The organism is Variovorax sp. P1_H12_2 (assembly GCF_056405335.1).
On record NZ_JBFUCI010000200.1, the window covers coordinates 1 to 10,987 of the forward strand.

Genomic DNA, 10,987 nt, shown 5'->3' on the forward strand with positions numbered 1-10,987 from the left:
GCGCCATCATCAAGCAATCGGCGGCCACCGCGAAATTGATGGAGCACGTCGGTCGTGCGGTGGTTTTCGAGAACATCGAAGATATGGCCAACCGCATCGACAGCGACGCACTCAACGTGACGGCCGACGACGTGTTGGTGCTAAAGAACATCGGTCCCAAGGGTGCCCCCGGCATGCCGGAGGCCGGCTACCTGCCGATCCCGCGCAAGCTGGCGCGCGCCGGGGTCAAAGATATTGTGCGCATCTCCGACGGCCGCATGAGTGGCACGGCGTTCGGCACCATCGTGTTGCACGTGACACCCGAAGCCGCCATCGGCGGGCCGTTGGCGTACGTGCGCAACGGTGATCAGATTCGCCTGAGCGTAGCCAATCGCGAGATCTCGCTGCTGGTATCCGACGAAGAATTGGCACGCCGCGCCAAGGAGTCTCCAGTGACCGAGCCGACAGCCGAGCGCGGCTATCGAAAGCTCTTTCTGCAGACCGTGACGCAAGCCGACAAAGGCGTCGATTTCGATTTTCTGCGCGCAGCGCGGATGGTGGGCAAATCACCCGAATAGCGAAAGGCGCATCGCGGCAGACAAACTCGCTCTGACGCGCCTTGATCACGGTTTCGACTGTGATGCCAACCGTCTCTCTCCATTCGACCTCCGGTCGCGATGGGCAACGCCATGATGCGCATGAGCGCAATCGGAGGGGCTCTTGGYCGTCGCGCGCGGAGCGCAAATCACCGCATTTGAGAACAGACACATGCAACAACACGACAACCTCATTGACAGCCAATGGGTCAAGGGCAACAGCTACAGCCCCAACCTGAACCCGTCCAACCTAGGCGACACCATCGCCGAATATGCGCAGGGCGACGCCGCGCAAGTCGAGGCGGCCGTGGCCGCGGCAACCGCGGCCTTCCCCGTATGGTCAAACAGCGGCATCCAGGCGCGCAGCGACGCGCTCGACAAGATCGGCAACGAGATCCTTGCGCGCAAGGAAGAACTGGGCACGCTGCTGGCGCGCGAAGAAGGCAAGACCAAGGCCGAAGCCATGGGCGAGACCGCCCGCGCCGGCCAGATCTTCAAGTTCTTCGCGGGCGAATGCCTGCGCCTGGCGGGCGAAGTCATTCCTTCGGTGCGGCCCAACATCGGTATCGAGATCACGCGCGAGCCGGTTGGCGTGGTCGGCCTCATCACGCCGTGGAACTTCCCGATCGCGATTCCCGCGTGGAAGATCGCGCCGGCGCTGGCCTTTGGYAATTGCGTGGTGCTCAAGCCCGCGGACCTGGTGCCGGGCTGCGCTTGGGCGCTGGCCGAGATCATCAGCCGCTCGGGCATCCCGGCGGGCGTCTTCAACCTGGTGATGGGCCGCGGCAGCGTGATTGGCGATGCGCTGGTCAATCACCCCGRCATCCATGCGGTGAGCTTCACCGGCTCGGTCGGCGTGGGTCGACGCATCGCGATGAAGTGCGTGGAGAACCACAAGAAGGTGCAGCTCGAAATGGGTGGCAAGAACCCGCAGGTGGTGCTCGACGATGCCGACCTTGCGCAGGCGGTGGAACTGAGCGTGCAGAGCGCGTTCTATTCGACCGGCCAGCGTTGCACGGCGTCGAGCCGGCTGATCGTGACGCAGGGCATCTACCCGAGGTTCATCGAGGCGATGAAGGAGCGGATGACGAAGATCAAGGTGGGCGATGCGCTGGCGCAGGGCACCGACATAGGCCCCGTCTCCAGCCAGAGCCAATTGGAGCAGGACTTGAGCTACATCGAGATCGGCAAGAGCGAAGGCGCGACCCTGGCAGCGGGCGGCCAGCGCCTGAAGCTGGACACCAACGGCTTCTACATGTCTCCGGCGCTGTTCAGCGAATCCGTGGCCGCGATGCGCATCAACAAGGAAGAGATCTTCGGCCCCGTCGCGAGCGTGATTCGCGTCAAGGACTACGAGGAAGCGCTGGTCACGGCCAACGATACCGAGTTCGGTCTCTCGGCAGGCATTGCGACCACAAGCCTCAAGTACGCGACGCACTTCAAGCGTCACAGCCAGGCCGGGATGGTGATGGTCAACTTGCCGACTGCGGGCGTGGACTATCACGTGCCCTTTGGCGGGCGCAAGGGTTCGAGCTACGGCCCGCGCGAGCAGGGCAAGTACGCGCAGGAGTTCTTCACCGTCGTGAAGACGGCTTACACGCTCGCGTGCGTGACTGACCAATGCCAAAAATGCAATGAATGACCCTGCCTCGTTTCCACGTACACCAAGTCACGCAGCCAAGAGGCTATGTTCCCTTTCGACAGGTGCGAGGTATCCGAGGGCCGTGTGCATGCGCACGCGGTTGTAGAAGCCCTCGATCCAATCGACGATGTCCAGACGGGCCTGTGCCCGACACGGTCAAAGGAAAAGGCCTCGTTGCTATCTATTTGATAGCAACGAGGCCTTTTCTGTATTGGCGCCCGAGAGATGAGCCGAACACCCGACCTTCTCACCTTCTCACCTTCTCACTACGAATGAGATTCTCGACTAAGCGGGTCTGGTTGACTCCGGTCGGCGACCATCATTCGAGCCAACTCACTGACCTGTGCGGCCCCCGCTCTGAAATACCCCCTATGGTCTCCAAGCTCCGATGCCCCGTCATCGCCATCGTTTCTTGCAAGGGCATGTTCTGCCGACCCGCCTCGGTGACAAAGCCCGACCGCAGCGAGTGCGCCGAGAAATCATCTCCCACACCGGCCAACGCACACCGCGCCTTCACGATGTCCCGAACCGCTGTCCCCGAGAGCCCGTCGGTGCCCAGTTTCCCGTTCTTGAGGATGCGCCGGAAGAGGGGGCCCGAGGTGATCCCGCTCGCCTTGAGCCAAGCCTCCAGCGCTTCGGCCGCCGATCCGACCACGGGTTTCACGTCTTCGGGCCGCACCTTCCCGCTGTGGTTCGTCTTGGAACTCGCGAGCGTGTACAGAAAGTTTCCCCCATCGACCCGGCGCAGGTTCTCGAAGACCGCCTCTGACACCTCCGAGCGCCGCCGCCCGCCCGAGGCCCACGCAAAGAGGAGGAGGGCGCGGTCGCGCTTCCCCTTGAGCGAGTCGTCGCAGGTCTCCAGCACCGCCTCCAGGAGAGCATCCATTTCTTGGGGGTGTGCAGTGGAGCAACTTTCCCCTCGGTTACGCTGCGAGCGGCTCTTGAACCTCAGCGCCGAAGCGCGGATACCACTGCTGGAATGACGCGCGTAGCTCGCCGTTCAGGACCTGGGTGCGGACCTGAAGCAACAGGTGAGCCCCGCGCGGCGTCCAACGCATCTGCTGCTTCTTCACGAACCGCTTGGCGATCACCTGGTTGACCGCGGATTCGACGAAGCCGGTGGAAATGCGCTCCCCGCACCGGTACCGCTCCCCGTAGTTCACGATGGCGCCGGCATTGTTGTCGATGTAGGTCGCGAATTCGTCGAGCGCTCGAGCAAGCTTCTTGAGCACGACCGAGGGCGGTTGACTCATTTGCCGATCCTTCTCGCGCAGATCGTCGATCTCATAGAGCAAGTCGTTCAAGGTGTCGTTGGCGCGGACCACGTTTCCATGCCACAGGAACCATTTGACTCGCTCGACGTTCCTGAGGAGGTCCTCTTGCTGCGAACTGTGCAAGCCTCGTGTCGTCTGCAGCAGCTGCTCGATGCGCATCGCAACGTGGAACCAGTCCAGGATGTGCTCGGACCGCGGATGGACGAACGCGCCAAGCTCGCGCACTGTGTCGCCGCCATCACAAAGGAAGGTAATGTGCTGGCGGGGCAGGATGCCCTGCGACTCAAGCACGGTACGCAGCCGGCGTTTGGGTTTCGGATCCACCCGATGAACGAATGCGAAGACCTTCGCCGTACCTTCCTCGGGAATGCTCTTTCCCGCGATGACCTCGAAGCATCCGTTGGCGCCGGGCCGGCGCTCGCGACCTCGGATGTAGCCTCCATCCAGCCCCACCGTGATCGGGGCGGCAGGCTCCGGCGAAGCCTCGATCTCGCGCTGGGAGCCGCCGTCGTAAGCGAATTGCTCCGGGCCGAGCTGCGCCTCGAGTCGCTCAGCGGTGGCCAGGACGTGTTGGCGAATGGTCTCCTGATGCAACCCTTGCTCGACCGGCAGCACCTCCTGCAGCAGTTCCCTCACGGCCGCGAAGGAGACTTGCGCCGCCCATTTGGCCTCGAGATACGCCAGTTCCGGCGACGTGTGCACCGTCAGGAGTTCGCTCAACGGGCAAAACGTTGCTTCTCGTGACTGCTCGCAGCGGCAGCGGTACCAACGCGGACTGCGCAGGACGATATCCCAAAAGGCAGTGCGAAAGCGCAGCGGGTGATAGCCCTTGATCGCTCGCGGCCTCCCGCATTGCGGACACGCCCTGTGGTCGGTCAAGTAAAGCGCCAGTTGCTCTCGCACGAGCGTTTGCTGGAGCTTCCCGAGTATGGACTTGGCGTCGCCGAGGGCGAGTCCAACGTCTTGCACCCGGTCACAGGGACAATCAATGGTGTGAATCGGCACGGTGAAGGGCCGCGACGCGGCCCCCTCAATACAAATCTGAACGGTGACCTTCATCTCCACACCTTTCCTCGGATGGCGTAGCCAAAGCGGCAAGCCTGCGATTGATGGCGCGCCGATCGAAACGTTCAGGATGGGAGTGACTCAAAATGTCCCACTCCTCGTCCTCCACCTCGTCGAGAAGGCCGTCGAGCTGGGCGCGTGACAAGCCTTTGCCCATCAAAGCGTACTGGGACCGATTGGCCATGAACGCATGCGGGCCGCCACAGTCCTCCGGAGGCGCTGCACGCCGGCCTGCGATGCACACCGGATACACCCGCTTCGGGTCGATGGGCCACGTGGCCTCGATGCGCAGATCGTGCATCCACCGGTCGCCGAAGTCGTATTCGTAGGTGAATCGTTCAAGGCGCTGCAGCTTCAGTTGGCCGATCAATGCCTCGTGAGCGTCAGTGTCGAAGAACGCGCCGCCATCCTGGTGGATTCCGTATTCGCGGCCGCGGATTTCGAAGCGGTGAAGGTGCATGTCCTGCCAGCCGAACACGACCTGCAGAATCTGGTGCAGCCGGGCGATGCTCGTATCGCCCCGCACCAGCAGGCGGCGCAAGATCAATGGGCTGATGCTGCGCAGCACAACGCGCAGCTGCAGGACTTCTTGCCCGAAGGACGCTCCGGTTGACATTTCCGAAGCTTACTTTGCTCCGCTGCACACCCCCAAGAAATGGATGCTCTCGTTGTCGCGGCTGGCCGGCGGATTGAAGTGGCGGCTTTGGCATGGTCGAGCGCCGGAAGCCATGCGGCGCCTGACCACGATGCTGTACGTCTTGGGCAAGTCGACGGTGTGCCGTAAGCCGGCCGCGCGTCAGATTCGAAGGCTCACCCTCGAGCTGCTCGGCTACCTACGCAACAACTCGGACTCGCTGCCCAACTATGGAAGGCGCTACCGAGCGGGCCGACGCATCTCCAGTGCCTTCGTGGAGTCGGCTGTCAACCAGCTCATCGACAAGCGCATGTCCAAGTCGCAGCAGATGCGCTGGGATCCCCGCAGCGCGCACTTGCTGCTGCAGGTGCGGGTGCGCGTCATCGACGGCCAACTGCGCGATGACTTCGCCCGCTGGTACCCAGGGTTCCCGTCCAACGCGTCGACGATGCCCTTGGCGGCATGACCCCACCATTTGAATCGCTCTCTTGCTGGATGCAAAAGAAGAGGTCGCTGTATCACGGTCATCGGTTCCCTGCCGTGTTGATCAGCCAGGCGGTGCGCTGATATTTCCGGTTTCAGCTGAGCCTGCGTGACATCGAGGAGTTGATGTTCGAACGCGGCGTGGTCCTCAGTTACGAGACGATCCGGCGCTGGTGCGACAAGTTCGGTGTGAGCTTCGCGCATCGGGCCAAGGCTGCACGCCGCAAGCCGGGCTCGATCTGGCATCTCGATGAGATGTTCGTGACACTGCGCGGTGAGCCCTACCTACTGTGGCGCGCCGTCGATCAGCATGGCACCGAGCTCGACATCCTGGTGCAGAAGCGCCGCGACATGGCGGCCGCGATGCTTCTTCAAGCGCGTGCTGGCCGCCTGCCCAGAGCCTCCACACAGGACCGTCACCGACCAACTGCACAGCTATCCGGCAGCGAAGGCCGAGATTCCGGAGCTGGCGAACGTCCGCCACCTGTTCGTGAAGGCCTGCGCTCGGGTGAACAACCGCGCCGAGAACAGCCATCAGCCCACCCGTGAACGCGAGCGACGCATGCGAGGTTTTCGCCGGCCCGAGCGCACGCAGGCTTTCCTCTCGAGCTTCGGTCCCATCCGCCAGCACTTCGCACTCAAGCGCCATCTGCTGCGCGCATCGCTCCACCGCAAGCAACTCGCTGCGCGCTTCGACGCCTGGCACCTTTTCACGGGCCTCACCCAAAATCCGTCCACCGCCTCCTGAGCCCAGGCATCCCTGTCGGGTTTGCGACTTGTCACGCCTAACGTGACAAGGCCGTTCGTCGACTTCCAGAAGACCGTGCACAGAGACATTCCATCGATCGAACTGGGCGCCAATCCGGCCATCACCGTGGCGGCGAAGAAGGTCCGAGACTACGCGCCCACGAGCGAGAACGCGGAAGCTTCGCGGACTAGCACGCATTGGCCGACGTAAACCGAATAAGCAAGCTGCTTCTTCTTCGTTGGGGAAACGCCAGGGAAGCCCTAAGGTTGCGGTCTCGCTTCGATGACCTGCGTCATCCTTCTCGCACCACAAAACGACAACTCGATTCAATGCCGCTGCGCTCCGCAATCTCGATCACTACACTGGCCCTGACCTTCGCCTTCGCGGCCCAGGCAGCTCCGCAGGCAGGGGACACCCCCGTCAAGGGCGGAACGCTGACCGCCACCTGGGGCGGCTTCGAGCCGCAGGCGTTGTTCGTGCCTGCCGGCGGAGGCTCGAGCCCTCTGTTCACATCGACCAAGGTGCTCGAGCGCCTGTTGAGGCTAGAGGGCGACTTCAAGTTCACGCCCTTGCTGGCGGAGAGCGTGACCGCCGCGCCCGATTTCAGGAGCTACACGGTGAAGCTCCGGAAGGGCGTCAAGTGGCACGATGGCAAGGACTTCACCTCGGCCGACGTGGCCTACAACGCGCTCGAATACTGGAAGCCAATCTCCGACGGCGTGTCGCTCAAGTCGCTGAAGACGGTCGAGACCCCAGACGCGCTGACCGTGGTCTTCAGGCTCGACGCGCCGATCCCCGAGTTCACCTTCAAAAGCATCCTGGCCACCGACCTGGTGTTGCCCAAGCACCTCTACGCGGGCAAGGACATCATCACCAACCCGATCAACAACACCCCCGTGGGCACCGGCCCGTTCAAGTACAAGACCTGGGTGCGTGGCAGCCACGTCGAACTGGTGCGCAACGACCATTACTGGAACCCGGCGCAGCCCTACCTCGACAAGCTGATCATCCGCTGGTGGCGCGACCCGGCGTCACGCGCGGCCGCCCTGGAGGCGGGGGAACTCGACATCGCCACCTTCAACCCGGTGCCGGTGCCCGATCTGGCGCGCCTGACCACCGGCGGCAAGTTCGCGGTCGACAAGCGGGGCTACCAGAACTCGGCCTGGGTCGCCACGATCGAGTTCAACCAGCGGCGGGAGATCGTCAACAAGCGGGAGGTACGCCAGGCCCTGCTGCAGGCGATCGACAGCAAGTTCATCGCGAACACCATCTACTACAAACAGGCGCGGCCGGGGAACGGTCCGTTCTCCAGCATCAACACGCTCTTCTACAACCCCGACCTGCCGCAGTACCCGGTCGACGTGGTGAAGGCAGGCAAGGCACTCGACGCTGCGGGCTTCCCGGTCAAGGACGGCTCGCGCTTCACGGTCAACCTCGTTGCGGCGGGCTGGTTCGAAGAAAACGTCAAGCTCGGCCAGTACGTCAAGCAGGCGCTGGAGGACGTGAAGGTCAAGGTCAACCTCAACGTTCTCGACCGGCCGACCTCGCTCAAGCGCATCTACGGCGACTACGACTACGACATCGCGCTGTCCAACAATGCCGGCGCCGCGGAGCCCGTGCCTTCGCTGACCCAGTTCTACACGTCCGACGGCATCGTCAAGGGCGCGGCCTTCCGCAACGCCACCGGCTTCTCGAGGCCGGAAATCGACAAGCTGGTCGCGCGGTTGTCGACCGAGACCGATGAAGCCAAGCGCAAGGCCATTGCGCACGACTTCGCCCGCATCGTGAGCACCGAAGCGCCGATCCTGCCGCTGGTGGAGATCGAGCCCTATACGGTGGCCCGCAAGACCGTGCGCGACCATTCGAAATCGGCGAACTTCATGGGTGAAGGCTGGGGAGAGGTCTGGCTCGCACGCTGATCGGCCCTGCCGATCGGCGGCGACCCTTCGAGGTTGACCATGTCTCGCATGCTTTTGCGGCGCCTGCTGCAGCTGATCCCGTTGCTGCTCGGGGTGATCGTACTGAATTTCGCGCTCATCCAGGCCGCGCCCGGGAGCTTTCTCGATGTCATGACGGCCGAGCAGCAGGTGTCCGATCCAGCCATCGTCGAGCGGCTTCGCACCACCTACGGCATGGACCAGCCGCCCCTGGTCCAGTTGTGGCGCTACCTCGTTTCGGTCGTGCACCTGGACCTTGGCTTCTCCTATCGCCAGAACGCGCCCGTGATGGACATCATCATGGCGCAACTCCCCGCCACGCTGCTGCTGATGCTGTCGGCCATCAGCATCGCGGTGCTGGTGGGCAGCGCGGCCGGGGTGATCGCCGCGGTCAAGGTCGGCTCCGGATGGGACAACCTGGTCAGTGCGCTGGCAGTGTTCTTCTTCGCTGCGCCCAGCTTCTGGCTCGGCATCATGCTGGTGGTGCTGTTCTCGGTGAAGCTCGGCTGGCTGCCGGTGGGCGGCATGCAGACGATCGGACTGGACGGTGGGGTCTGGATTCAAGTCGTCGACGTACTCAGGCACCTGGCGCTGCCGGCGCTCACGCTGGGCCTCTTCTACGCCGCCATCTACGCGCGGGTCATGCGCGCCTCGATGCTCGAAGTGGCGCGCATGGACTACGTGMGCGCCGCCCGGGCCAAGGGACTGTCGGGCGCCCGGGTGGTGCTGGCGCACGTGCTGCGCAATGCCCTGCTCCCGGTGGTGACGCTGGTCGGCCTTCAGCTGGGCACGGCGCTCGGCGGCAGCGTCGTCATCGAGGCCGTGTTCAGCTGGCCCGGCATCGGCAGCCTGTTGTTCGACAGCGTGATGAGCCGCAACTACCCGGTCGTGCTGGGCGTGATGGTGCTCAGCGCACTGGTGGTGGCCGTCTGCAACCTGGCCGCCGACCTGGCCTATCTCAAGCTCGATCCGCGCGTGCGGCTGTGATGACCTCTGTCCTGATTTCCTCTGTTGCACGCAGGCAAGGCCTGCTGGGCCGGTTTGCCGGACACCGTGGCGCGCTGGCCGGTGCGCTGCTCCTGTTGCTCGTCATCGCGGGCGCCGTGCTCGCCAACGGTTTCTTTCCTCGAGACCCGATGCGCATCGTCGCCGCGCCCGAGCTGTGGCCCCTGCAGGAATCGCAGCACCTGCTGGGCTCCGATGCCATGGGGCGAGACATCGCCGCCATGATCGTGCACGGCGCCCGTGCCTCGTTGCTGATCGGCGCCTTCGCGGCGCTGACCGCCACGCTGATCGGCGTGACCGTCGGCGCACTGGCCGGCTACTGCGGCGGCTGGATCGATGAAGTCGTGATGCGGGTGTCCGAGCTTTTCCAGACCATTCCCAACCTCATCTTCCYGCTGAGCATCGTGGCGATCCTCGGCCCGACGCTGACCCACATCACGCTGGCCATCGGCTTCGTCTCATGGAACGGCATCGCGCGATTGACGCGGGCGGAGTTCCTGTCGCTTCGCGAGCGCGACTTCGTCAATGCCTGCCGCGCCAGCGGGATGAGCGACCTGCGGATCGTGCTGGGCGAGATCCTCCCGAATGCGCTGCCGCCGATCATCGTGCTGTCGTCGCTCACCGTGGCCAGCGCCATCCTGTTCGAGTCGGCGCTGTCCTTCCTCGGCCTGGGCGACCCCAACATCGCCAGCTGGGGCCGCATGATCGGCGACGGCCGCACGCTGATCCGCACATCGTGGTTCATCTGCGCGATCCCGGGCGCGGCCATCATGCTGACGGTGCTGGCGCTCAACCTCGTCGGCGACGGGTTGAACGACGCCCTCAACCCCAAGCTGGGACACCGCTGATGGCTGGTTCCGCCTTGCTCGAGGTCGAAAATCTCGACGTCGTTCTCCACACGCGCTCGGGCCGTGCGAAAGCCATCGACCGGACGTCATTCTCGGTATCGGCGGGCGAGACGCTGGCCATCGTCGGGGAGTCGGGATGCGGCAAATCGCTGACCGCGCTGTCGGTGCTGGGTCTGCTGCCGCAGCCGCAGGTGCAGATGGCTGGCGGCGCCATCCGCTTGCTTGGACGCGACCTTGCGCGTTTGTCCGAACGCGAGCTGCAGGACGTGCGCGGACGCGATGTCGCGATGATCTTCCAGGATCCGATGAATTCGCTCAACCCGGTGCGCACGGTGGGCGCGCAGCTGGTCGAGATGCTGCAGGCGCATGAGCGCATCGGCCGTGCGGCCGCATGGCAGCGCGCCGAGCGGCTGCTGAAGCAGGTCAGCATTCCGAACGCGCAGGCGCGCCTGCATGAGTATCCGCATCGGCTGTCGGGCGGCATGTGCCAGCGCGTGATGATCGCCATGGCCATCGCCTGCCAGCCCAAGCTGCTGATCGCCGACGAGCCGACCACCGCGCTGGACGTCACGATCCAGGCGCAGATCCTGGCGCTGCTGGCGCAGATCCAGCGCGACTCGGGCATGGGGCTGGTCATCATCACGCACGACCTGGGCGTGGTGGCCGAAGTGGCCGACCGGGTGCTGGTCATGTATGCCGGGCGCAAGGTCGAGGAGGCGCCGGTGCAGCTGCTGTTCGACGCGCCACAGCATCCCTACACGCAGGGCCTGCTGGCC

Annotated in this window: 9 protein-coding genes and 3 pseudogenes; 8 read left to right on the plus strand and 4 right to left on the minus strand. The window is 64.2% G+C overall.

The genetic code is table 11. From position 1 onward, the window contains the following. Together AC1D2K_RS19610 and AC1D2K_RS19615 are read left to right on the plus strand one after the other, a co-directional pair. A pseudogene (locus AC1D2K_RS19610) lies at positions 1-557 on the plus strand (dihydroxy-acid dehydratase); the annotation flags it as partial. Between the two features lie 190 nt (positions 558-747). Next, entirely contained in the window at positions 748-2,217 is a 1,470-nt protein-coding gene (locus AC1D2K_RS19615; protein WP_478090502.1) for an aldehyde dehydrogenase family protein, read from the plus strand. Between the two features lie 27 nt (positions 2,218-2,244). Here AC1D2K_RS19615 and AC1D2K_RS19620 read toward each other — a convergent pair. The 4 genes and pseudogenes from AC1D2K_RS19620 to AC1D2K_RS19635 all read right to left on the minus strand — a co-directional run. After that, positions 2,245-2,367 (minus strand): annotated as a pseudogene (locus AC1D2K_RS19620) (IS3-like element ISBvi3 family transposase); the annotation flags it as partial. A gap of 169 nt (positions 2,368-2,536) precedes the next feature. Next, positions 2,537-3,103, minus strand: coding sequence for a site-specific integrase (locus tag AC1D2K_RS19625; RefSeq protein ID WP_478090503.1), 567 nt, complete (start codon positions 3,101-3,103; stop codon positions 2,537-2,539). Positions 3,104-3,140: 37 nt separating this feature from the next. Next, positions 3,141-4,550 carry an ISKra4 family transposase gene (locus tag AC1D2K_RS19630; RefSeq protein ID WP_478090504.1) on the minus strand — a complete coding sequence of 470 codons (1,410 nt, stop codon included), beginning with the start codon at positions 4,548-4,550 and terminating at the stop codon, positions 3,141-3,143. Further along, positions 4,522-5,124: a plasmid pRiA4b ORF-3 family protein gene (locus AC1D2K_RS19635; protein WP_478090505.1), complete on the minus strand. Its 603-nt coding sequence runs from the start codon at positions 5,122-5,124 to the stop codon at positions 4,522-4,524. The genes AC1D2K_RS19630 and AC1D2K_RS19635 overlap by 29 nt, the downstream gene beginning before the upstream one ends. Here AC1D2K_RS19635 and AC1D2K_RS19640 point away from each other — a divergent pair. From AC1D2K_RS19640 to AC1D2K_RS19665, 6 genes and pseudogenes are all read left to right on the plus strand, one after another. Next, positions 5,111-5,656 (plus strand): hypothetical protein, encoded by a 546-nt coding sequence (locus AC1D2K_RS19640; RefSeq protein ID WP_478090506.1) that lies wholly within the window; start codon positions 5,111-5,113, stop codon positions 5,654-5,656. The two genes, AC1D2K_RS19635 and AC1D2K_RS19640, sit on opposite strands and share 14 nt — an antisense overlap. Before the next feature lie 29 nt (positions 5,657-5,685). Then, positions 5,686-6,421, plus strand: a pseudogene (locus AC1D2K_RS19645) (IS6 family transposase). Positions 6,422-6,750: 329 nt separating this feature from the next. Next, positions 6,751-8,340 carry an ABC transporter substrate-binding protein gene (locus AC1D2K_RS19650; protein ID WP_478090507.1) on the plus strand — a complete coding sequence of 530 codons (1,590 nt, stop codon included), beginning with the start codon at positions 6,751-6,753 and terminating at the stop codon, positions 8,338-8,340. A 39-nt stretch (positions 8,341-8,379) separates the two neighbouring features. Then, entirely contained in the window at positions 8,380-9,345 is a 966-nt protein-coding gene (locus AC1D2K_RS19655; protein ID WP_478090508.1) for an ABC transporter permease, read from the plus strand. Further along, positions 9,345-10,211, plus strand: coding sequence for an ABC transporter permease (locus tag AC1D2K_RS19660; RefSeq protein ID WP_478090509.1), 867 nt, complete (start codon positions 9,345-9,347; stop codon positions 10,209-10,211). Before AC1D2K_RS19655 ends, AC1D2K_RS19660 begins: the two co-directional genes overlap by 1 nt. Continuing rightward, on the plus strand, positions 10,211-10,987 hold a 777-nt coding region (locus AC1D2K_RS19665), incomplete at its 3' end, for an ABC transporter ATP-binding protein (protein ID WP_478090510.1). The genes AC1D2K_RS19660 and AC1D2K_RS19665, both read left to right, overlap by 1 nt.